Below are 23,939 nucleotides of genomic sequence, written 5' to 3' on the forward strand. Positions count from 1 at the left end.
AATCCACGGCTTAAAATAAGTATATAATAGTAGAAAAATACTTGTTTTAGGGGTATAATATCTTAGTTATGTTATGGTTAAAATTAGGAGGAGCGTTAATGGAAAAAACATTGGGTTCACTGGCTGCCCTTATTGAAGGGGCAGAGATTATTGGAAGCAGTGAAACTGTAATTAAGGATATAGAGCATGATTCCAGAAAAGCAACGGAGGGAACCCTGTTTGTATGTATTGCAGGGGCCCATGTGGATGGTCATGATTTCATTCCCCAGGCCAGGGATAAGGGAGCTGCAGCCATTATTACAGATAATGAGAACGCTCCTATGCCTGCCGGAATGGATGTACTGCTGGTGCCAAAGCTGAAGGAAGCCCTGAAGGTTATTGTGCCATTTTTTTATGATTATCCCGCCCGGCGTATGCGTGTAATTGGCATAACCGGTACCAACGGCAAGACCTCCATAAGCTACATGATACGGGCTATGCTGCGCAGGATGGGCTTTAGGGTAGGCCTTATCGGCACCATTCAGATCATGATCGAGGATGAGGTGCTGCCTGTTCATAATACTACTCCTGATGTGGTGGAGCTTCAGCATACCATGTATATGATGCTGGAGAAAAACATGGATTATGTGGTTATGGAGGTATCCTCCCATGCCCTGGACCAGGACCGGGTGGCCGGCGTGGAATTTGATACGGTAGTATTTACCAATCTCACCCAGGATCACCTGGATTATCACAAGACCCTGGAAAACTACAAGCTGGCCAAGGCCAAGCTTTTTGGGCTGGTGAGCAGTCCGTCAAATGTGAAAAATGGTAAAACGGCTGTTGTGAATATTGATGATGGAGCTGGTCAGTTCATGCTTGATCACGCCCATTGCCGTCATATTACCTACGGTATTGACCATGAGGCGTCCCTGAAGGCCGAAAATATTCAGGTATTGGCCAGCGGTGCCAAATTCGATATAAAGCAGCAGTTTGGCTCCCTGCCCTTGGATTTAAAGATTACCGGGATTTTCAATGTGTATAACGTAATGGCGGCGGCAGGGGCGGCTATGGCCGAGGGAATCCCGCTGCCAATTATTAAGGCTGCCCTGGAGGAATTCAGCGGTGTACCTGGTCGCTTCGAGTTGGTTCGTGGTGGTCAGGACTTTGCTGTTATTGTGGATTATGCCCATACCCCTGATGGTCTGGAAAATATTCTCCATACTGCCCGCCAGATTTGTGATAATCGTATTATTACCGTCTTTGGCTGCGGTGGCGACCGGGATCGGACCAAGCGGCCAATTATGGGACGGATTGCGGCGGAGCTTTCCGATGTTATTGTGGCCACCTCAGATAACCCCAGAACCGAGGACCCTTCCTTTATTCTCGGTCAGGTGGTGGAAGGTGTTGAGCAGGCGGCAGGCCGTAAGCAGCACGAGGCCATTATTGATCGCCGTGAGGCTATTTTCAGGGCCGTGGAAATCGCGGAAAAGGGGGATATTGTGGTAATTGCCGGCAAGGGCCATGAGGATTACCAAATTCTCAAGGATAAGACAATTCATTTTGATGATAAAGAGGTGGCTGCCGAGGCCATCAAAGTAAAAATGGGAGAATGAGCATGCCTGAGTTTTCTTTAAATGACGTGAAGCAGGCCCTGAGTGGGGCGGAAATATTGGAATGTGTCCAGGAGCAGTTTTCTGAAATTGTTACCGATAGCCGCAAAATTGTGCCCGGCTGCCTCTTTGTTGCCCTGAAGGGGGAGCGGTTCAATGGTGAAGCCTTTGCAGAGGAGGCCTTGAAGCTGGGGGCAAATGGTGTATTGGTCAGCAGTGAATATGCAATGCCACAGGCCAGACTGGGGGGCACCGTAATCAAGGCTGCCACCGATACCCAGAGGGCATACCAGCAGCTGGCCCATTTTTGGCGCATGAAATTTGATATTCCTGTGGTGTGTATTACCGGCTCCAATGGTAAGACCACCACCAAGGATTTGACGGCTTCGGTGCTTTCGGCCCGGTTCCCTGTTTTAAAGACCCAGGCCAACTATAATAATGAAATTGGTTTGCCAATGACCTTGCTTAATATGAACGGGACGCACCGGGCGGCTGTGGTGGAAATCGGTATGCGTGGCCTGGGCCAGATTAAGGCCCTGGCTCCTGTTGCGGCTCCCACTATTGGCATAGTAACCAACGTAGGGGAAACCCACATGGAGCTGCTGGGCTCCATAGAGAATATTGCCAGGGCCAAGGCGGAGCTGGTGGAGGCTATTCCGACCGGCGGTACAGTTATCTTGAATAATGATAATGAATATACGGCGGCTATGCGTGATAAATGCAATAGTGGCGTTCGGGTCATTACCTTTGGGATAGATAAAGAGGCAGATATACAGGCCTTTGATGTAGTTGGGGGCCTTAATACCACTACCTTTAAATGTCGGTTAGGTACGGATGGGCCGGTAGGCGACTTTAGCCTCCCTATGGTGGGACGTCACAATGTATCCAATGCCCTGGCGGCCATCGGGGCCGGCTTCGCCCTTGGCCTGGATGCGGAGACAATTCAGCGGGGCCTGGATAATTTGGAAATGACCGGCATGCGCTTTGAGGCCAAACGGGTGGGCCGGTATAACGTAATAAATGATGCGTATAATGCCAGCCCAATGTCCATGGAGGCCGCCATCAATACTTTGGCGGAAATAACCAAGGGACGTCGGATTGCTGTACTGGGTGACATGCTGGAGCTGGGTGATGTTTCGGTGGCAGCTCATCAAAGGGTGGGCCGTCAGGTGGCCCAAAGTGGTGCTGTGGCTCTGGTGGCCTTTGGTACCATGGGCCGGGAAATCGCCAAGGGGGCCAGTGACGCTGGTATGGAAAATGTTTTCCATGTGGACAGCCATGAGGCGGCAGCCGCCAAGCTGAAGGAGCTGCTTCAGCCCGAGGATACAGTGCTGTTCAAGGGCTCACGGGGGATGAAGATGGAAGCAATCATCGATCTTATTTGATTGCAAAAAATATGTTATGGGTTAATCTTTTGGAGGCTTTGTCTTTATTATGTTGGATTTTACAATAGCAGGTACTCCTTGCAGCCTGCCAATGGGGGCAGCTTTTGCCCTTGCCCTAAGCTTTATTTTGGTAATTGCTGCCGGGCCATGGCTTATACCGCAGCTGCACAAGCTGAAATTTGGTCAGGCCATCCGCGAGGAGGGACCCCAAAGTCATCAGGCTAAAAGTGGTACCCCAACCATGGGCGGTATGATGATTATTTTGGGATTGGTGCTTTCCACGCTGGTATTTGCCAATCATACCGTAGAAATAATGCTGGCGGTGTTTGTTATTTTAGGTCATTTTGCTTTGGGCTTTCTCGATGACTATATTAAGGTAGTCAGAAAGCACAATGAAGGTCTTAAGCCGCGTCAGAAGCTGCTGGGGCAGATTATTATGGCGGCTTTGGTAGCTATATTTGGTGGGCTGCCAACCGATCTTTGGGTGCCCTTTGCCGGTAATATTGATCTAGGCTATGGGTTTTATGCCCTGTTGTTTTTTGTAATGGTGGGTGCGACTAATGCAGTAAACCTTACTGATGGCCTGGATGGACTGGCTTCCGGTACGGTGGCGGTGGCCTCATTCTTTTACATGCTGGTGTGTGGGGCCATGGGCAAGGCCGATTTGGCCATTTTATCGGCGGCTGCTATTGGTGCCTGCCTGGGCTTTTTGAAATTTAATTATCACCCGGCCAGGATTTTTATGGGAGATACGGGCTCCCTGGCTTTGGGCGGTGTGATGGCTGCCCTTGGTATTCTTACCCACACAGAAATTCTTTTGGCTGTAATTGGTCTTATATTTGTATGTGAAGCCTTATCGGTTATAATACAGGTTATTTCCTTTAAGTCTACCGGTAAGCGGGTGTTCCTTATGAGCCCTATCCATCATCATTTTGAGCTGAAGGGCTGGAGTGAGGTCCGGGTTGTCTGGACCTTCTGGACTGTGGGAGCCATAGCAGGAGCCCTGGGTCTGGGATTATATATATTCGGTATTTAATGAGACTCATTCAGTGGGAGATTTATACACCCACTGAATGCAGTCGAGTTTATCCAGAGCTTTGCGGACGTATCCAAGAGGCAAAGCCTATTGGTTAATACGTCCCATGCGAAAGTGTCCTGCAAAGCAAGACCATGGTCTTAGCTGAGCAGCTGACACTGACCGCTATGGGTGCTTTTCCACCACCTAGGGGGGGAGACTTAGCACCCGTTAGCGTGGGGTTAAAGCTGATTGTCGGAAATAGGAGATGTGAAAATGGAGTTCATGGGAAAAAAGGTGTTGGTAATCGGTGCTGGTATCAGCGGCAATGCGGTTGCCAAGATTGCCAAGAACATGGGGGCTGATGTGACCCTCAGCGATGCCAAGGCTGAGGCTGATATAAGCTATAATATGCAGGAGCTTCGGGATGCCGGAGTCCGGCTGAAATTTGGGAAGCAGGAGCCAAGCCTTTTGGATGGGGTGGATATGGTTATCCTCTCTCCGGCAGTCCCGGTTCGTATACCACTGGTTCAGGAAGCCTATAAGCGGAATATTCCGGTTACTACCGAGGTGGAGGTGGCCTACCATCTGGCCAAGTCCCCTATTTTGGCTGTAACAGGGACCAATGGCAAGACCACTACAGTCAGTCTGCTGGGTCAGCTGATGAAGACCAGATATCCCAATGCCGGTATAGGCGGCAATATAGGCATTCCCCTTTGCGAGGAGGCCCTCAGGGCTGGGGAAAACAGCTGTATTGTAGCGGAGATTTCCAGCTACCAGATGGAGGCCTCCAGTACCTTTAATCCCCATGTGGCCGTGGTGCTGAATGTTACCCCTGACCATGTGGTCCGTCATGGCAGTCTGGAGGTATATCAGGCCATGAAGGAGAAAATGTTTGCCAATCAGGGACCGGAGGATTTTCTGGTACTGAATTACGATAACGAAAAGACCCGCGATATGGCCAATCGGGCCAAGGGCAAGGTGTTCTTCTTCAGTCGCAGGGAAATTCTTAAGGAGGGGGCCTTTGTCAACGATGGCTGGCTCACCATTTCCTGGAATGGCCAGACCTGTAAGCTGTGCCGTACCGATGAATTGAAGATTAAGGGCGGCCACAATATTGAAAATGCCTTGGCGGCGGCTGCGGCTGCCTACTTAGGCGGCGTGCGCCTTCCTAAAATCGGGGAGAGCCTCAAGTCCTTTGAGCCGGTGGAGCATCGTATCGAACCGGTGGCTACTGTCAATGGTGTACCCTATTTCAATGATTCCAAGGCCACCAACACGGATTCGGCCATTAAGGCCCTGGAGAGCTTTGATGGTCATCTCATCCTCATTGCCGGCGGCGATGACAAGCATACCGATTTGACGGAGTTTATGAATTTGGTGAAGGAACGGGTGGATGAATTGATTTTGGTAGGCGATGCGGCTGCCCGGTTTAAGGAATGTGCCATAGCCGCCGGCTATGCTGGAGAGCATATTCACGAGGCTGGATATTCCATGGAAAAGGCAGTGGAAATCGCCCATAATATTGCCGGTATTCCTCAGACTGTGTTGTTGTCCCCGGCCTGTGCATCCTTTGATATGTTTTCAGGCTTTGAAGAACGCGGTCGTGTATTCAAGGATTTGGTAAAGGATTTGCTTAAATGAAAATAATCGTATCCGGCGGTGGTACCGGCGGCCATATATATCCGGCCGTTACCATCATACGGGCATTACAAAAGAGAATAGATAATCTGGAGGTTCTGTATGTGGGCACCAGTAAAGGGCTGGAAGCAGATATTGTGCCCAAGGAGGGATTTCCCTTTACGACGGTGGATTTACAGGGCTTTAAACGTAGTCTGAGTCCGGCTAATTTCATCAGGGCACTTAAGGCTGTCAAGGGTGTAGGCAAGGCGGCGGGCATAGTCCGCTCCTTCAGGCCCGATGTGGTAATTGGTACCGGCGGCTATGCATGCGGCCCTGTGCTGATGGCCGCCAGTCTAATGGGCATTCCTACCCTCATTCAGGAACAGAATGTGGTTCCCGGTATCACCAATAAAATTTTATCCAATTTCGTTTCCCGTATTGCTACGGGGGCCATTGAGGCCAATAAGCATTTTCCCCAGGACAAGGTGATTTTTACGGGAAATCCAATTCGCGATGAGGTGGTTAATACCCAACGGGAGCCTGGCTACAGCATATTTGATTTGGCTCCATCCAGGAAAACCGTGCTGGTTTCCGGGGGAAGCCGCGGGGCTCGCAGCATCAATCGGGCTATGGTGGGTGTGTTGAAGCATTTTGCCGGAAGCAAGCGGGTGCAAATTCTTCATGCTACCGGTAAGGCAGAGCACGACGATATTATGCGGCGCATTGCCGAGGCGGGCCTGGATTTGGCTAAATTCCCCAATCTTAAGGTATATCCCTACCTTTACAATATGCCTCAGGCCATGGCCGTAGCTGATTTGGCCGTATTCCGGGCTGGTGCCACGGGGCTGGCCGAGCTTACGGCCAAGGGAATACCGGCGGTATTGATACCTTATCCCTATGCGGCAGAAAATCATCAGGAATTCAATGCCCGGGCCATCGAAAAGGTAGGGGCTGCCCGGGTAATTCTCAATAAGGATATCAGTCCGGAAATATTGATTTCCACCATTGAAGAGCTGCTGTCTGATGAAAATAAATTGCAGGACATGGCCCACAGAAGCCATAGTCTGGGTCATCCGGAGGCAGCGGACACTATCGCGGAAATGATTATTGAGTTAGCCCGTAGTAAACAAAAATAATTTTTTGAAGGGAAGTATTATATGCTTACAGGCATTAAGAAGGTTCATTTTGTAGGTATTGGCGGGGCTGGCATGAGTGCTCTGGCCAAGATACTGGTGGAAAAGGGATACAGTGTTTCCGGCTCAGATGTAAAGGAGTCCGTTATGACAGGTATCCTCAAGGATTTGGGGGCCAAAATTTATATTGGTCAGCGGGCAGAAAATGTGAAGGACACCGAGGCAATTGTGGTTTCCAGTGCCATTCGCGAGGAAAACCCTGAAGTGGTGGAGGCCAAACGCCTGGGACTGAAACGCCTTCATCGGTCTGATGTAAATGCATTTTTGATAAATAATTCCAAGGGGATTGCCGTTGCCGGTGCCCATGGAAAAACCACCACCACCTCCATGCTGGGGGTTGCCCTGGATTATGAGGGAGTATCACCCAGCATTATTATTGGTGGTGAGGTAGATTATTTGGGCAGCAACGCCAAGCTTGGCAAAAGCGATTATCTGGTTTCCGAGGCGGATGAAAGCGATGGTACCTTCTTGAAGTATTATCCGTATATTGGCGTCGTTACCAATGTGGAAAACGACCATATGGATCATTACGGCACCATGGAAAATATTATCAAGGCCTTTACCCAGTTCCTGAATCAGATCCGGGAGGATGGCTGGGGCGTTGTGTGCTTTGACAATGAACATATCAGAAATATTGTTAAACAGGTTAATCGCCGGATTGTATCCTATGCCATTGATCACGAGGCAGATTATATGGCGGCCAATATCCAGGCGGATGCCAGCGGTACCTCCTTTGATGTTATGCATAGGGGGGAGAACCTTGGCACAGTTAAGCTGAATATTCCTGGCCGCCATAATGTACTTAATGCCATGGCCTGCGTGGTAACGGGTATAACCCTGGGACAGTCTGTGACCCAAATGGCCGAGGGCCTTACCATGTTTAATGGTGCCAAGCGCCGCTTCCAGACCAAGGGCAAGGTTAATGGAGTCTGGGTGGTGGATGATTATGCCCATCACCCTACAGAGATTGCCACCACTTTAAAGGCTGCCCGTCAGACCCAGCCAAAACGGCTGGTGTGCGCCTTCCAGCCCCATCGTTACAGCCGTACCCAGCTGCTGCAAAAGGATTATGGCAGCTGCTTTGCCGAAGCTGATTTATTGGTATTGACTGATGTATATTCTGCCGGTGAGGACCCCATACCGGGGGTAGATGGTGAGCTGCTGGTGAAGGAAGTGGCTGAGCAGACCGGGCAGAAAACGATTTACATCAAGGACAAGGGGGAAATTGCCGCCTACCTTAAATCCATTGCCCAGGCGGGAGACCTTATCATGACCATGGGGGCCGGTGATATTGTTAAGTGCGGTGAAGAGCTGGTTGACCTCTTAAACAAATAAATTTGAAAACGTGGGAGTTTTTTTATGAATAAGAAAATTGTTGTTGTTATGGGCGGGCCCTCCAGTGAGGGGGAGGTTTCCCGTCGCAGCGGTACAGCTATTTTAAATGCATTGAAGTCCAGGAATTATAACGCAGTGGGCCTGGAGCTGGTTCCGGAAACCTTTGTGGACCAGATCAGGGAAATGAAGGCTGATTTTGTATTTAATGCCCTCCATGGCAAATTCGGTGAGGATGGCATTATTCAGGGCACCCTGGAAATGCTGGGGATACCATATACCAGCTCCGGGGTGTGTGCGGCGGCTGTTACCATGGATAAGGTAGCCACCAAGCGTTTCTTTCAGGCCGGGGATGTGCCTACGCCCCGTTCCCATACCTATTTCCGTTTTGAGCACAAGCAGCGGGATTTGGTAAAGGACATTCAGGCGGAATTCTCCATTCCGGTGGTGGTTAAGGCTGCGGCCCAGGGCTCCAGCATCGGTGTGGTCATTGTTAAGGAGGCCAAGGAGCTGAAGGATGCCCTTAATGAGGCCTTTAAATATGATAACGCAGTTTTGGTGGAGGAATATATCAAGGGCCGGGAGCTGACGGTGGCTGTATATGGCAATGAGGAAAAGCAGGAGGTTCTGCCGATTATTGAGATTACCACCTCTGAGGGCTGGTATGACTACGTGAACAAATACAAGGTGGGGGCTTCCCAGCATATTATTCCTGCTCCCCTCAGTGACGGGCTTACAGAGGAAATTCAGGCCATTGCCAAGCGGGCCTTTGCCGTATGTGGCTGCTGTGGTGTGGCCCGGGTGGACTTTATGCTCAGTGAGGCAAATAAGCCTTATGCCATCGAGGTAAATACCGTACCTGGTATGACGGAAACCTCCCTGGTTCCTGATGCGGGACGGGCAGCCGGAATTGAATTTCCTGAGCTCTGTGAGAAAATTCTCTTTATGGCCGGTTTTGAGGACTGATAATGATGAATGGCGATGATATCGATAATAAGGAACACATCGATAATACAATGGAATATAAGCCTTTAATGGCCGGGGAGGCTGTCAGGGAAGATTTAATTGACAGTACGGTGATTAAAGGTAATGTGGGAAAATCTGCACAACTGAAGGACAATCCTTCGTCAAGGCAGACAGAAAATGGAGATAAGGCCAAGAGGAAAATGATTACCCGGAAGGGAATAGTCCGTGTTTTGGGTCTTTTGGCGGCGTTCTTGGCCTTTATTGCCATTGCCCTGTCGCCGGTGTTTGTACTGAAGCATGTTTATGTTCACGGTAATTCTTATATATCCGACGATGAGGTCATCCGTATATCCGGTATTAATATGGGAGAAAATCTTTTCCAATTGGCCACTGATGAGATTATGCAGACTATGGCGAAGGACATCCGGGTGGATCAGGCCATCGTGAAGCGCAGATTTCCTGATGCCTTGGATATTCAGGTGATAGAACGTATTCCATTGGCGATGATCAAGTGCGATTATGGTTATTTGGAGGTTGGCCGCGGTGGTGTAATTCTGGATGCACATCGAACCCTGGCCCAGGTGCCTGTACCTATTGTAAGCGGTGTTGAGGTTTCTAATCTTTTTGTGGGGGATGTAGTGAATAATGAGCAGCTTGATAAGGTTTTGAATTACCTTGAAAAGCTGGATTATGATACATCTGTCAGTATTGCGGAGATTAATATTATGGATCCGGCCAATGTCACGGTTTATATGAATCGCTCCGTACTGCTGAAAATGGGTGGTCTGGACAGTCTTCAGAAAAAGCTGGAAATAACGGAAAGTGTCAACCGGGAGGTAAAACAGGCAAAGCATCCTATAGAATATGTGGATGCCAGATTTGAAGGATCCTATTCCATTAAGCTAAAGGAATAGTTGGTATAGGAGGATAAAAATGCATTTTGAAAAAGGGCGATTGTCTATTGCCTGCGTTTGCATGGTTCTAGGTTTTATGCTGGTTGTCCAGTTTAAGAGTACAGAGGACATCCGGGCTTCCCAACCGACCCAGAGGGTGGAGGAGCTTGCTGCCCGACTTCATCAGGCTGAGGTAGAAAATAAGGAATTGGAAGCTGAAAATCGTGATTTAAAGGGAATGTCCGGTGCTGCCAAGTCCGAGAAAATATCGGATGATATTTTAATGATTTCCGGTATGACACCACTGGAAGGACCAGGGGTGATTATTACCATTGATGACAGTGCCAAAAAGGCGAAGATGGAAAATGACCCCAATCTTTACCTGGTCCATGATGAGGACATCCTGAAGGTGGTAAATGAGCTGCGGGCGGCTGGTGCCGAGGCACTGTCCATAAACGGACAGCGGCTGACGGCCAATTCGGAAATCCGCTGTGCCGGGCCCACCATATCCGTAAATAATGTGCGGTCAGCCCCACCCTTTGAAATTCGGGCCATCGGAGAAAAGGATAATCTGGTGAATGCCATAAATATGCGTGGGGGAGTGGCTGATTCCCTTAAGGTATGGGGTATAAGCCTTAATATCCAGCCTATGGATAACGTATGGATTCCGGCATACAAGGCTGCCGCCAAATATAAGGTGGCTGTGCCGTCCGCAAAAAAGGAGGAGACAAAATGATTTATGCAGCAGTAGGTCTCCTGATAGGCGGAACCTTGGGTTATTTGCTTCCCTTTGGCATTCCGGCAGGATATTCAAGCCTGTTTTCAGTGGCGTTGATGGCCTGCATGGATTCGGTATTTGGCGGTATCAAGGCGGCCTGTGATGGAACCTTTGATGATAAAATATTTATTTCCGGATTTTTTACCAATTCGCTGATGGCGGCCTTTCTGGTTTATGTAGGTGACAGGCTGGGTATTGATTTATACTATGTGGCCTTGTTGGCATTTGGTCTGCGAATATTTAACAACCTTGGTTTTATTCGTCAGCATTTACTTAAAAAGCATTAATTTAGATTTCGTGTAAGGGCGTAGTGCAAAATATCATTTTGCACGGAGTTTTCTATGGATTTTGCAATGGATAAATGTTATAATGCTTTATGTATGAGTATGTTGATAAAATGGAGGCTTGTTCAGAGGGGGCTTTAGACCCCAGCCTGATTAAGTCTGGCTTTATCCATTACCATGCGGACGTATCAAAAGGGCGAAGCTCATTTGCTTGTGCGTCCCATTAACATCGGATAATGTTTACGAAGTAAAATATATGTGTGGGGGTATTTTGCGTGCCAATAGAGTTTGATAATTTTGATTTTGATGACAAGGCCGTAATAAAGGTTGTTGGCGTCGGCGGCGGCGGCAGCAATGCGGTGAATTGTATGGTTAATGCCGGAGTAAAGGGCGTTGAGTTTATTGCTGTAAATACTGATGCCCAGGCTTTATCCCAGTCCCTGGCGTCCGTTCGCATTCAGATAGGCGGCAAGGCTACCCGCGGATTGGGTGCCGGTGCCCGTCCGGAGGTGGGGGCAAAGGCCGCTGAGGAAAACCGTGAAGAAATATTGGAAGCACTGCAGGGTGCGGATATGGTGTTTATTGCTGCCGGAATGGGTGGCGGTACCGGTACAGGTGCGGCACCTGTGGTGGCAGAGTGTGCCAAGCAGGTTGGTGCCTTGACTGTAGGTGTGGTAACCCGTCCATTTTCCTACGAGGGGCGGATGCGCTCCAAGCGGGCTGAGGCCGGTATTGAGGCCCTGCGTCAGCGGGTGGACACCATTATTACGGTTCCAAATGAAAAGGTTTTGAATATTATCGACAAGTCAACCTCCTTCAGAGATGCCTTTAAGGAAGTTGACGATATTCTTCGTCAGGGTGTACAGAGTATTTCTGACCTGATTAATGAGTCAGGCTATGTAAATTTGGATTTTGCAGATGTGGAGGCCGTCATGAGCAATGCCGGTCCGGCTCTCATGGGTATCGGTGAGGCCTCCGGTGACAATGCACCTATGATTGCCCTTAGGGAGGCCGTTAATTCTCCATTGCTGGAGGTATCTGTAAGCGGTGCCAGAGGGGTTATCATCAACTTTGTGGGTGAGCACTCCCACCTTAATATGATGGAGCTTAATGAGGCCAGTCAGAGCATTACTGCCGAGGCCCATCCGGATGCAAATATTATCTGGGGTGTTTCCGTGGATGATACTATGGGTGACCGGATTCGTGTTACCGTTGTGGCAACCAGCTTTGAGTCCGAGCAGACCAATGCTGCCCAGCCTTTGAAAATGCCTAACATATTGCAGGGCCAGCAGCCACAGTCTCCGCAGCAGGGCCAGCCTCAGTCCCAGCCACAGCAAACCGGCATGCGTGTTCCGGTCTTTGGCAATCAGGGGGCTAATGCTGCGAATATTGGCGTACCTAAGCAGGATTTCTACAAGGCCAATGGGATTGATATTCCGGTGTGGATGCGCTCAAACAAATAATGGGGTTCAAATAAATCGGACTGGCCAATACAGTCCGATTTTTTACTACGAACACTTAGCGAGCACAAGCCTACGGCGCAGTGGGAGCTTAGTGTTAGTTGTAAGGGCGCAGTGCAAAATATCGTTTTGCACGGAGCTTTCTGCGACGCCTTATCAGCTCATGATTGAGAGTAATAAAATCAATGGTGAATAGTGTATGAAAAGATATTCGATGTTGCTCACCATCTCGTTTCTTATGATTGTTGGGTCTATTTTTTGTGCCCTGTATTTTACCAATGGGGATACCAGCTATGATGAAAGCCGTCTGCGGGGCAGTATTACCGTTTATACGACCCTGCCGGCGGAGAACGTGGCCCCTTTGGCAGAGGCCTATGAAAAAAGTCATAAGATTCGGGTCACCTTCGTTCCTATGACGGAGGATGAACTGGCAAATAAAATAAAGGATACCGGCAAGGCAGACCTTATTATGACGGACAGCCGGTTATTGCGCAGAGCCGCCAGTAATGGCTGGCTTTTGCCCTATATTTCTGAGCATGGTGATGTGGTCAGCGACCGGCTTAAGGATGACAAGGGCTTTTGGACAGGCCTGTGGTATGATCCGGTGGTATTTTGTATAAATACGGACTATATGAAGCGGTTGCCTCATATTCCCGCTTCCTGGACCGAATTGGGGCAATTGCAGGATTATCGCCTGGGAATTACGGATTTTATGGCTGCGGACAATGCTGCCAATATTTATATGTTTATGGTGGCCCAATATGGCGAGGAGAATGCCTTGACCTATATGAAGCAGCTTCATCCCCACGTGGTACAGTACGCCAAGTATTTGTCCACCCCGGCCCGGATGACCGGCATGGGTGAGGCGGATATATCCATCGTGGTTCAAAGTGAGGCCCTGCGCTATATCGGGGAGGGATATCCACTGAAGCTAATCTATCCTGTGGAGGGTACGGCATATACTCTTACGGGAATTGGCCTGCTGTTAAACGGTCCTAACGAAGATAATGCCAAGGAATTTGTTAATTGGATGCTGACGGACGAGCCGCAATTGGCCATGATGAATGGGGGCTTTTATTTTATGTCGGCCAATGGCTCCCTGGTGGCGGCCAAGCATTTTGCCGGCAAGAATGTGGTTTTATATGAACAATTGGCGGACTATCCTGTCAATGAACGCAGAAAATTATTGGATCGCTGGCTTAAAGAGGTACGATTTGGGAGATAGTTTAGGAGGTAAAGCTTGAAAGCAGGATTTGTCAGTCTTGGCTGTTCCAAGAATTTGGTAGATACAGAGGTAATGTTGGGACTTATTAGGGAGCGGGAAATTGAACTGGTAAACGATCCGGCAGAGGCGGATATTCTGATTGTGAATACTTGTGCCTTTATCCAGTCTGCCAAGGAAGAGTCCATAAATACCATTTTGAAGATGGCGGAATACAAGGAGCCGGAGAAGGGCCATTGTAAGAGCCTGATTATTGCCGGGTGTCTGGGCCAAAGGTATGGTCAGGAGCTGCTGGATGAGCTGCCGGAGGCCGATGGTATCATTGGAACCGAGGCCTGGAACCGGGTAACTGAGGTCATTGATGAAACCATGAAGGGCAATCGGCTGGTGGTAAAGGGGGAGGAGGAAATCATTTATGATGCTTCTGTGCCGCGTATTCCCACTACGCCAAAGCATACGGCCTATGTAAAGATTGCTGAGGGCTGCAACAACCGCTGTGCCTTTTGTGCCATACCCCTGATACGGGGCCGGTTCCGCAGCCGCAGGCTGGAGGATATAGTGGCAGAGGTCAAGGCTTTGGCGGCTGACGGGGTCAAGGAAATTGTTCTGATTGCCCAGGATACCACCAATTATGGCCACGACCTTTATGGGGAACCAAGGCTGGCCCAGCTGCTGCGGGAGCTCTGTAAGGTAGAGGGCATCATGTGGATCCGAAGCCTATATAATTATCCAAGGTTCCTTAGTGATGAGGTAATCGATGTTATGGCCTCTGAGGAAAAGGTAGTAAAATACGTGGATATTCCATTACAGCATGCCAGCAATGAGGTACTCAGGAAAATGCGCCGACCTGATACCAGGGAGCAGATTGTTGCGCTGCTGAACAAGCTTCGTCAGCGGGTGCCGGGGGTGGTAATTCGTTCCACCTTTGTCGTGGGGTTCCCCGGGGAAACCGAGGAGCAGTTCAATGAATTAAAGGAATTTATTCAGGAGCAGCGGTTTGATCACGCCGGGTTCTTTACCTATTCCAGGGAGGAGGATACTCCGGCAGCCGCCATGGATGACCAGGTGCCCGAGGCTGTCATGCAGGACAGATACCATGAAATAAAGGCCATACAGAGCCTGATTTCCCAGGAGATAAATGAATCCCTGGTGGGTCAGGTAATGGAGGTAATTGTGGAGGGCCATACGGATGAGGGAACAGCCTATGGGCGTTCCTATCGTCAGGCCGATGATGTGGATGATTTGGTATATATTGAGGATGATACCACCAGTAAAATTGGTGATGTGGTAAAGGTTCGTATTCTTCAGGGCTTTACCGAGGATCTGGTGGGAGAACGGGCGGAGTAAGCTTATGCGTGAAGTATTGGAGGAGCAGGCGGGAAAATGCCTGCTGGCAGCAAATAAAACAATTGCCTGTGCGGAATCCTGTACGGGAGGCCTGCTGACCAGCCGGCTGACCGATGTGGCCGGCAGCTCGGCCTATGTGCTGGGCAGCATTGTGTCCTATACCAATCGGGTGAAAATGTCACATTTGGGCGTTAGGGAGGAAACCCTAAAGCACCATGGGGCAGTAAGCCAGGAGACGGCACGGGAAATGTCGGAGGGTGTCAGGATACGCTTGGGGGCCGATATTGGCCTTGGAATAACCGGTATTGCAGGACCGGGGGGCGGCACACCGGAGAAGCCGGTGGGGCTGGTCTACATTTCCATTGCCGGCGATAAAGGAATAACCGTAACGAAAAATCTTTTTTCCGGCAGTCGGCGGGAAATAAAACAGCAAACTGCTGACAAGGCATTGACAATGCTGATAGAATATTTTGAGTGATTTTAATGTATGTTTAATACTGCTTTCACTATTTTTTTAAAATCCGGGTCTACAATGACCACAGTGAAATTCAAATTATATGGAATTGTGGGGGATAAGAATGAAAATAAACAAAGTATTGATTAAGGGAATTATGGCAGCAATGATGGGAGCCTTCCTTATGGTGCCCTTTATGTCATCGGTGTCTGCTGAGCAGGGATCGGCGGCACCAGCAACCGGGGCAGTTGCTGCTGATGAGAACGGTGCTGCAACAGTGGAGGTTTCTTTGCCAATAAAGTATACCAGCCAGCGCTATGGCTACACCATCATGTGTCCCAGCACCCCAAATGTGGTTCCGGCCAGCTTCTTTGATGAGGAAGCCAAGGGCGATGTGCTGATATTTGAGGGTGATATCGACAATATTAAGAAGGGCTGGGTTATTTTGATAAATGCCTACGAGGATGGTGATATTCCGGCCAATGCAGGTACTGCAACCGATGAGGAGCGTAAGGCCATTCTGGATAAATTTGCCGATAAGTATATCCTCGTCAATACCCGGGTGGTAGAGGTGGCGGAAAACACCTTTGGTATTTACGGCTATACCCCGAAGGAGCTCAAGGTGGATACTACGGGAACCGGTACCATGGAAACTGTAACTACTGAAAGCCAGATGATAAAGACCTATATGCCTGGTGAATTCGGTGGCCATTTCATGATTTCCCTGGTGGATAATCCGGATTTGTCCCTGGCTGGTATTGCCACCTATAATGCAGCTCTGACCACCTTCAAGCAGTGGCCTACCTCTGAATATCAGCAGTTCCTGGAGCTGTCCAAGCTGCCGAAGAAAAAGAAAAAATAATTTTTTGTGAAAATAAAGGAACCTGTACCGATTAGGTACAGGTTCTGTTTTTCTGTTGGGAAGTAATTTTTGACATTTTTGACTTTTGGATGTCTTATTTCACTTGTGAGTTGGCACTCATGTGTTGGGAGTGCTAAAATTTACCAATTAATATATTTATATAAAGGAGTCTTTACAATGGCAAAAGAAACCCATGAATTTCAGGCGGAAACCAAACAGCTGCTGAATTTGATGATTCACAGCATCTATACAAATCACGAGATATTTCTCCGTGAGCTGATTTCCAACGCCTCTGACGCAATTGACAAGCTGCATTTTGCTTCCCTGACCAATAAGGATATTTTGGAGGGAAATGAGGATTATGAGATTTTTTTGGTACCTGACAAGGACAGCCACACCCTGACCATTTCCGATAATGGTATTGGTATGAATAAGGATGAGGTGGTGGAAAACCTGGGTACCATTGCCAAGTCCGGCACCAAGGCCTTTTTGGAGCAGCTAAAGCAGGAAAAGGAGCAGGCCGGTAATTTGGAAATCAGTGAAAATCTGATTGGACAGTTTGGCGTAGGCTTTTATTCAGCCTTTATGGTGGCTGAAAAGGTTACTGTAGTAACCCGTAAGGCCGGGGAGCAGAGGGCTGTGCGTTGGGAGTCAACCGGTGACGGCTCCTACACCATGGAGGAATGTGAGAAGGAGACCAGGGGTACCACCATTACCATTACCCTGGGGAAGGACTTCTACGGTGATAATGCTGAGGAAAATTTCACTGACAATTGGAATATCCAGAATTTGGTAAAGAAGTATTCCGACTATGTCCGTTATCCTATCAAGATGAATTTTGAGACTGAGGAAGCTCCCCGGGATGAAGAGGGCAAGGAAATAGAGGGGGCCGAGAAGATCAAGAAGACCGAGGTCCGTACCCTTAATTCCATGCAGCCACTGTGGACCAAGAATAAGTCCGACATTACCAAGGAGGAGTACAGTAAGTTCCTAAAGACCCAGTTCCATGAGTGGGATGAGCCAATGGAGGTCTTCCATAACAAGGCCGAGGGCACTGTGGAGTATACCTCACTTCTGTATATCCCCTCCAAGGCCCCATTTAACCTTTATCACACCGATTATGAGCCAGGCATTCAGCTGTATTCCCGTCACGTATTTATAATGGACAAGTGCAAGGACCTGCTGCCTGATTATCTGGGCTTTGTCAAGGGCTTGGTGGATTCTCCGGATTTGTCCCTGAATATTTCCCGTGAGCTGCTGCAGCAGAGCCGTGAGCTCAAGACCATCGGCAAAAATATGGAAAAGACCATATTAAAGTCCCTGGAAAGGAAGCTCAGCAAGGATCGTGAGGGCTATGAGAAGTTCTGGGCCGAATTTGGTAAGTCCTTAAAGATTGGTATTTATAACAGCATGTTTACCGGTAATGATATTATCAACAAGCTGAAGGAGCTGCTGCTCTTTGTATCCTCCAAGGAGGGGAAGAACGTTTCCCTGAAGGAATATGTGGAGCGTATGCCGGAAAGCCAGAAAAAGATTTATTATGCTACCGGTACCGACCAGGCTACTATTGAAAAGCTGCCTCAGATGGAGCTGTTGAAGGAAAAGGGAATTGAGGTTCTCTATCTCCTTGATCCGGTGGACGAATTTGCCATTGAGGCTATCCGTACCTATGCTGACAAGGAATTCCAGTCCATCAGCCGCGGTGACCTGGATTTGGATGATGCTGAATCCCAGGAGGTTAAGAAGGAAACTGAGGAGCTGGCCAAGACCAATGACGACCTGATTAAGGATATTAAGGAGGCTCTTGGCGACAAGGTGGCTGAGGTTAAGGTCAGTGCCCGTCTGAAGTCCAGTGCCGTATGCCTGGTGGCTGATGCCCAGGGACCATCCCTGTCCATGGAGCACACCTTCGCCGCTATGGATAATCCAATGTTCAAGGCAAAGCGTATTTTGGAGATTAATCCACATCATGCCCTGTTTACCCGGCTGCAGAACCTGCATTCTGCCGGCAAGGACAGCCAGGACTTTAAGGATTATTGCGATCTGCTGTATACCCAGGCCCTTATCATCGAAGGGATTATGCCTGACAACCCGGTGGACTTTGCCAACAAGATTGCTGAGCTTATGGCCAAGTAATACCTAGCTTTTTAGTAACAAATTCCCATGACCAATAGCATGAGTCTTATTCATGGGGGAGCTCCGGCTCCCCCAGTGTTGGATACAATATATTGGTTGTGGGAGTTTTTTTGGGTTTAAAAAAGGAAAAAAATATTTCCTGTCGAATAGTTGAATAGAGAAATAAAAAATGATTAGGGGTGGTATTATGCAGGATGAATTTTCCGGTAAATTCCGTAGCGTCAAGTTAAAAATGTGCCTATCGTTGCTTCCGCCTATTGTGATAGGGCTTATAATTATCACGGCCTTGGCAGGTTACAATTCCTTTGGTAACATTTCTGAGCTGACAGAACACAGTACCAATCAGACCATTAAGGCCAATGCTTTTGATATTCATGAGCGCCTGAGCCGTATGAAGCTTATCTGTGAGAATATGGGCGCAGCCATGGAGTACGATTATCTGAAGGAGTCCCAGCAGGAATTGGCCAACGACCTTGTGAAGTCCTTAAATGATGAGGAAATGGCCAATGGCGGCGGCGTTTGGTTTGAGCCCTTCGCCTACAGACCAACGGATATGTATGTATGTCCCTTTGTCTTCCGGGATAACGGCACCCTAAAGACCTCCTTTAATTATGTACAGGAAAGCGGTGACTACATACCAACCGACTGGTACAAGCTGGGCAAGGCCGCCAAGCATGGTGATGCAGCCCTTACGGAGCCATATTATGATCCGGCGGCAAAAATCATGATGGTAACCTATTCAGCACCTATGTATTCAGAGGGGAAAGCAGGACAATATATTGGTAATGTAACCCTTGATATCTCATTGGCCTCCATTGCGGAAATGGTGAAGAAGATTCATATTAATGGCAAGGGCTATGCCATCCTGACCTCGGAAAATGGTACCTATATTGCCGGTGTGGATGAGGCAAAGCTGAACGGTGAAACTAACGCCATCAATGAATCCAATCCATCGCTGGCAGCGGCTATGAAGGAGATGGTTTCTGCAACCCAGGATGGCAGGACGGAGTTTGAAAGCGAAAATGGGGATACCATGATCGTTTATTATCAGACTGTACCGGATATAAACTGGCATCTTGGTGTGGTTATTTCCAAGAGCGATCTGTATGCCGGAGCCTATGGCCTGCTGCTTACCTTGGCAGGCATTGCTTTTGTGGTACTGTTGCTGCTGATGTTTGCGGCTTATTATACCGTTTCAGGCTATGCCACCCGGATTGGGGTAGACCAAAAGTTTGCTGAGGATCTGGCAGATGGTAATTATGCCCGTTCTGAGGTTACAGCAAAGTCCAATGATGAAATCGGCCGGTTGGGCAACGCGATTAATCGGATGTACCGTCAGACCAAGAATGTTATTAAGATGATTTCCGACCATTCAGGCAGCATGAGCGAGTCAAGCAGCACCCTGGGAACGTCCGCCGATAAGCTTAATGCCAGAATGGATATTATCCAGCAGAAGATGTCGTCCATAAATGAGGCAATGATGAATGCCAGCTCGGCAACAGAAGAGGTCAATGCTTCGGTGGACAGCGTAAGCGAAGCTGCCAATGTATTGTCCGGTGAGGCAACACATGCCCTTAAGCAGGCAGAAGAAATTCGCGTCAGAGCCAAGGAGGTAGAGAAAAACTCTACAGAGGCCAGTCTTTCAGCGGAAAAGCTGGCAAAGGAGTTTAGTGCCAAGCTGGCCGCATCCATTGAACAATCGAAGACGGTGGAGCAGGTGGGAACCATGGCAGCCACTATTTCCGGTATTGCCAAGCAAATAAATCTCCTGTCCCTGAATGCCTCCATAGAGGCAGCCAGTGCCGGTGAGTCGGGCCGTGGCTTTACTGTAGTGGCCATGGAAATTGGCAAGCTGGCCAAGGAAACGGCTGATACAGTGGAGGAAATCCAGCAAAATATAAATGCAGTTCAGAGTGCTGTGGCAACGCTGTCCAGCGATGCGGAACAGATATTGAAGTTCCTGAATGAGACTGTGGCTCCTCAATATATTGAGTTTACCAAGGTGGCTGAGCAATACGGAGCTGATGCGGAAACCTTCCGGGCAGTTTCCCAAAAGATTGCTGAAACCAGCAGCAATGTAAATGGAACCATGGAGCAGGTTAATAAGGCTATAGCCCAGATAGCCAATTCGGCCCAGTCCACGGCTGCCCTTACAATTCAGGTTACCGATGCAGTTAATGACGTATCTGATTCCGTCAGTGATGTTACGGATATCAGCAAGCAGCAATCTGAAATAGCTGATAGCCTCCGTGAGGCAGTAAGTAATTTCAGGCTAAGGAACTAATGAATTTCCGTTGTCAGCCATGATGAGGTATTAAATTAAGCCCTCGGCTTTTATCCTGATTAGGAGAAAGCCGGGGGCTTTTAAGTGCAAAATTATTCCTGACGAAATTTTCTGGCCGAAACCCTGAAATGCTTTTTAAATTCCCGGGAGAAGGAAGAATAATCCCGGAAGCCGCATTGGAAGCAGATATCTGTAATGGATTGGCTGGTGGTGGTGAGCAGCTCCCTGGCCAACAGCAGGCGCTTGCTGGTAATATACTGATGGACACTGTAGCCGGTTTCCGCCTTGAATTTTCGCATTAGGTGGTATTTGCTGACAAAGGCCGTATCAGCCAGCAGATCCACAGTCAGCTCCTCCTCCAGATGGGAATTGATATATTCCAGTACCAGCTGAATTTTTGGGTCATAGGTGGCGTCGTGCAGCTTGTCCAGCTGATTGCTTTGGAGGGCCCGGTTCAGTAAAATCATGAATTCAATAAAGAGAATTTCAGTATATAGCTGGTTGGCAAAGCCCTCACCCTTATCCACCCGCTCAAGCTTTTTCATGTGGAACAGCAGGTCATGCTCTGTCCCCTTGGGCATATGCATAACACTGGAGGTGCTCCGGGCCAGCCTAAAGCACTCCGACAGGTCGTTTTTCGACTCCTCCCAGGTGGTGGTATTCCAATGGGTCAGAAATTCCTGGGACACATATATAACGATGCGCTCGTACAATTTGCCGGGATAGGTAACGGGGCGATGAATTTCCCCGGCACTGACAAAGAGGATATCCCTTGGCTTCAGCGGATAGCTTTTTCCTTCAATGATGTACTGGCCTTCACCGTCTATAAATATAATGATTTTATGAAAGTCGTGATAGTGAAAGGGGATTTCCTTCATGGCAGTATCCTTTAGGTGAAAGATACGAAAATGCTGGTGCAGGAAGCCCTTCTTTTCATAAGCAGTCATAGGAGTACCTCACAGTTCTGTAATATTTCCTATACATTATAGCATTTTTTACAATATAAACAGCAATATTTTCATATTTTATGTAAAATGTGCCTGTTATAATAAAACCATCAAAGCTAAGGAGGTAATGGCTATGCAGATTGTATATGGCTTGGATATAAATAACTTGAAATACCTGGTAATGGACTACCGGGAATCCCTGATGAACGGCGAGTCCATCCGTAAGCTGGCTTCCTTCCGCCATGGTGTAGGGGCCGATAAGGTAGTATTCATGGATTTGGTTAACGGCATGGTCATTGCCATCTACAATGCTGCCGGTCAGAATGTGGTTCCTGATATGGATGATTTTAGGGCAGCGCGAATGATTTCGGCAGGCAGTCATGATCGTGAATACCATTTAACTGATTATTATTTGGGCAGGATTTTAGTAGAAAAGTCACCTATTAAGGCTGCATGTTAATACCAATCAATTTAAACTAATTGAAACACTGTTGACAAAGGAGATAATGGGCTCCTTTTCGTTGACAGTGTTTTATTTTTGATGATATATTGTATGGGTAAGTTGTCGTCTGTCATGTTTTTTTTAACAGAGGAGTTGAGAACTAAATGAAAGCATCCATTATTATGGGAAGCGATTCAGATTGGCCAATCCTGAAGCCGGCCTATGAGCTTTTAAAGCAGTTTGGCATTGAGTCAGAGGTTACTGTGGCATCGGCTCATCGTACCCCGGCCAAGGTTAAAGAAATAGTGTCTACTGCACCTGAACGAGGTGTGGGAGCATTCATATCAGCAGCGGGGGCTGCAGCACACTTAGGTGGCGTTATTGCGAGTTATACTACCCTGCCGGTTATTGGAGTACCTATAAATGCTACTTCCTTGAACGGCATGGATGCATTGCTTAGTACTGTTCAGATGCCTTCGGGCATACCTGTGGCTACTATGGCTATTAACGGAGCAAAAAACGCCGCCATTTTTATTGCCGAAATTTTTGCCCTTTCCGATGACGATATAAAGGATAAGCTGGTTAAATACAGAGAAAAAATGGTTTCCGATGTTGAAGCAAAGGCCAAGCGTGTGGAGCAGCAGCTCAACAAGGCTTAACCCCACGCGAAGGGGTGCTCAGTCTCCCTTCTCTTAGGTGGAAAGCACCCATAGCGGTCAGTGTCAGCTGCTCAGCTAAGACCATGGTCTTGCTTTGCAGGACACTTTCGCATGGGACGTATTAACCAATAGGCTTTGCCTCTTGGATACGTCCGCAAAGCCCTGGATTAATTTGGCTGCATTCAGTGGGCGTATAAATATACCGCTGAATAAGTCTCATTCAACAAGCAGGGACACACCTCACCGTCAGCTTGCCTGACCCAATCCCGTACAGGGAATGGAGGGCTTGTTATATATTCATATGTTTTATTTAAATTGGAGGTAATTTAAACAATGGAAAAGAAGAACGCAATCTACGAAGGCAAAGCAAAGATTTTGTACGCTACTGACAATCCGGACCAGCTGATTTGCTACTACAAGGATGATGCTACTGCCGGTAATGGTGCAAAGAAGGGTACAATTGTGGATAAGGGTATCATGAACAACAAGATTACCATGTTCTTCTTTGATTTGTTGGCAAAAGAGGGTATCAGCAATCACGTTATTGAGGTTATGGATGACCGTAACGTATTGATTAAGAAGCTGGATATCGTTCCATTGGAGGTTATTATCCGTAATGTGGCTGCCGGCAGCCTGGCCAAGCGGCTTGGCCTGGAGGAGGGAACTCCTATGTCCATGCCGGTTATTGAGCTTTGCTACAAGAATGATGATTTGGGTGACCCAATGGTTAACCGTTATCATGTACTGGCCTGCAAGCTGGCTTCTGCCCAGGAGCTGGATGAAATTGAGGCTCAGGCATTGAAGATCAATAAGATTATGGTTGATTATCTCAAGACCAAGAATATTGATCTCATTGACTTTAAGCTGGAATTTGGCCGCGATAAGGATGGCAAAATTATTTTGGCAGATGAGATTTCTCCGGACAACTGCCGCTTCTGGGATTCTGTAACCAAGGAAAAGCTGGACAAGGATCGTTTCCGTCGCGACCTGGGCAATGTGGAGGATGCATACAAGGAAATCCTTAAGAGATTAACCGGCGAGGTTCGCTAAAAGCTGATATAGGGT

At 48.3% G+C, this 23,939-nt stretch carries 21 protein-coding genes; 20 read left to right on the forward strand and 1 reads right to left on the reverse strand.

The features are described 5' to 3' along the window. Positions 1-98 precede the first annotated feature (98 nt). From Q0Y54_RS00685 to Q0Y54_RS00765, 17 genes are all read left to right on the forward strand, one after another. Positions 99-1,595, forward strand: a complete 1,497-nt coding sequence (locus Q0Y54_RS00685) for a UDP-N-acetylmuramoyl-L-alanyl-D-glutamate--2,6-diaminopimelate ligase (RefSeq protein WP_297963270.1) — start codon at positions 99-101, stop codon at positions 1,593-1,595. Between the two features lie 2 nt (positions 1,596-1,597). Next, positions 1,598-2,977, forward strand: a complete 1,380-nt coding sequence (gene murF / locus Q0Y54_RS00690; RefSeq protein WP_297963273.1) for a UDP-N-acetylmuramoyl-tripeptide--D-alanyl-D-alanine ligase — start codon at positions 1,598-1,600, stop codon at positions 2,975-2,977. 91 nt (positions 2,978-3,068) lie between these two features. Beyond that, positions 3,069-4,013, forward strand: a complete 945-nt coding sequence (gene mraY / locus Q0Y54_RS00695; RefSeq protein ID WP_297963328.1) for a phospho-N-acetylmuramoyl-pentapeptide-transferase — start codon at positions 3,069-3,071, stop codon at positions 4,011-4,013. A gap of 255 nt (positions 4,014-4,268) precedes the next feature. Then, the gene (gene murD, locus Q0Y54_RS00700; RefSeq protein ID WP_297963276.1) at positions 4,269-5,636 is read left to right on the forward strand and encodes a UDP-N-acetylmuramoyl-L-alanine--D-glutamate ligase; all 1,368 of its coding nucleotides are present in this window, start codon (positions 4,269-4,271) and stop codon (positions 5,634-5,636) included. Next, positions 5,633-6,751 carry an undecaprenyldiphospho-muramoylpentapeptide beta-N-acetylglucosaminyltransferase gene (gene murG, locus Q0Y54_RS00705; protein ID WP_297963279.1) on the forward strand — a complete coding sequence of 373 codons (1,119 nt, stop codon included), beginning with the start codon at positions 5,633-5,635 and terminating at the stop codon, positions 6,749-6,751. The genes murD and murG overlap by 4 nt, the downstream gene beginning before the upstream one ends. A 21-nt stretch (positions 6,752-6,772) precedes the next feature. Beyond that, on the forward strand, positions 6,773-8,143 hold the full coding sequence (gene murC, locus Q0Y54_RS00710; RefSeq protein ID WP_297963281.1) for a UDP-N-acetylmuramate--L-alanine ligase: 1,371 nt from the start codon (positions 6,773-6,775) through the stop codon (positions 8,141-8,143). A gap of 24 nt (positions 8,144-8,167) precedes the next feature. After that, on the forward strand, positions 8,168-9,106 hold the full coding sequence (locus Q0Y54_RS00715; protein ID WP_297963283.1) for a D-alanine--D-alanine ligase: 939 nt from the start codon (positions 8,168-8,170) through the stop codon (positions 9,104-9,106). A gap of 2 nt (positions 9,107-9,108) precedes the next feature. After that, positions 9,109-10,020 carry a cell division protein FtsQ/DivIB gene (locus Q0Y54_RS00720; RefSeq protein ID WP_297963285.1) on the forward strand — a complete coding sequence of 304 codons (912 nt, stop codon included), beginning with the start codon at positions 9,109-9,111 and terminating at the stop codon, positions 10,018-10,020. Positions 10,021-10,039: 19 nt separating this feature from the next. Beyond that, the gene (locus Q0Y54_RS00725) at positions 10,040-10,735 is read left to right on the forward strand and encodes a DUF881 domain-containing protein (RefSeq protein WP_297963287.1); all 696 of its coding nucleotides are present in this window, start codon (positions 10,040-10,042) and stop codon (positions 10,733-10,735) included. Next, a complete protein-coding gene (locus Q0Y54_RS00730) occupies positions 10,732-11,064 on the forward strand; it encodes a small basic family protein (protein WP_297963289.1) in 333 nt (110 codons plus the stop codon). The genes Q0Y54_RS00725 and Q0Y54_RS00730 overlap by 4 nt, the downstream gene beginning before the upstream one ends. A 272-nt stretch (positions 11,065-11,336) precedes the next feature. Then, positions 11,337-12,524 (forward strand): cell division protein FtsZ, encoded by a 1,188-nt coding sequence (gene ftsZ, locus Q0Y54_RS00735; protein ID WP_297963291.1) that lies wholly within the window; start codon positions 11,337-11,339, stop codon positions 12,522-12,524. Positions 12,525-12,759: 235 nt separating this feature from the next. Beyond that, positions 12,760-13,746, forward strand: coding sequence for an ABC transporter substrate-binding protein (locus Q0Y54_RS00740; RefSeq protein ID WP_297963293.1), 987 nt, complete (start codon positions 12,760-12,762; stop codon positions 13,744-13,746). A gap of 15 nt (positions 13,747-13,761) precedes the next feature. Beyond that, positions 13,762-15,090: a 30S ribosomal protein S12 methylthiotransferase RimO gene (gene rimO, locus Q0Y54_RS00745; protein ID WP_297963295.1), complete on the forward strand. Its 1,329-nt coding sequence runs from the start codon at positions 13,762-13,764 to the stop codon at positions 15,088-15,090. A gap of 4 nt (positions 15,091-15,094) precedes the next feature. After that, on the forward strand, positions 15,095-15,568 hold the full coding sequence (locus tag Q0Y54_RS00750; protein WP_297963297.1) for a CinA family protein: 474 nt from the start codon (positions 15,095-15,097) through the stop codon (positions 15,566-15,568). Between the two features lie 100 nt (positions 15,569-15,668). Further along, on the forward strand, positions 15,669-16,406 hold the full coding sequence (locus Q0Y54_RS00755) for a hypothetical protein (protein ID WP_297963299.1): 738 nt from the start codon (positions 15,669-15,671) through the stop codon (positions 16,404-16,406). Between the two features lie 177 nt (positions 16,407-16,583). Further along, positions 16,584-18,542 (forward strand): molecular chaperone HtpG, encoded by a 1,959-nt coding sequence (gene htpG, locus Q0Y54_RS00760; protein WP_297963301.1) that lies wholly within the window; start codon positions 16,584-16,586, stop codon positions 18,540-18,542. Positions 18,543-18,729: 187 nt separating this feature from the next. Next, the gene (locus Q0Y54_RS00765; protein WP_297963303.1) at positions 18,730-20,826 is read left to right on the forward strand and encodes a methyl-accepting chemotaxis protein; all 2,097 of its coding nucleotides are present in this window, start codon (positions 18,730-18,732) and stop codon (positions 20,824-20,826) included. 92 nt (positions 20,827-20,918) lie between these two features. On the opposite strand, the gene Q0Y54_RS00770 is transcribed toward Q0Y54_RS00765, so the two are convergent. After that, positions 20,919-21,773 carry an AraC family transcriptional regulator gene (locus tag Q0Y54_RS00770; protein ID WP_297963305.1) on the reverse strand — a complete coding sequence of 285 codons (855 nt, stop codon included), beginning with the start codon at positions 21,771-21,773 and terminating at the stop codon, positions 20,919-20,921. 133 nt (positions 21,774-21,906) lie between these two features. Here Q0Y54_RS00770 and Q0Y54_RS00775 point away from each other — a divergent pair, with 133 nt between their 5' ends. From Q0Y54_RS00775 to purC, 3 genes are all read left to right on the forward strand, one after another. Next, the gene (locus tag Q0Y54_RS00775) at positions 21,907-22,233 is read left to right on the forward strand and encodes a hypothetical protein (protein WP_297963307.1); all 327 of its coding nucleotides are present in this window, start codon (positions 21,907-21,909) and stop codon (positions 22,231-22,233) included. Positions 22,234-22,379: 146 nt separating this feature from the next. Further along, a complete protein-coding gene (purE, locus tag Q0Y54_RS00780) occupies positions 22,380-22,874 on the forward strand; it encodes a 5-(carboxyamino)imidazole ribonucleotide mutase (RefSeq protein WP_297963309.1) in 495 nt (164 codons plus the stop codon). A 333-nt stretch (positions 22,875-23,207) separates the two neighbouring features. After that, complete coding sequence (gene purC, locus Q0Y54_RS00785) at positions 23,208-23,924, forward strand: phosphoribosylaminoimidazolesuccinocarboxamide synthase (protein WP_297963311.1); 717 nt, start codon at positions 23,208-23,210, stop codon at positions 23,922-23,924. Positions 23,925-23,939: the final 15 nt, after the last annotated feature.

Source organism: uncultured Anaerovibrio sp. (assembly GCF_947302755.1).
In the GTDB taxonomy this organism is placed as follows: Bacteria; Bacillota; Negativicutes; order Selenomonadales; family Selenomonadaceae; genus Anaerovibrio.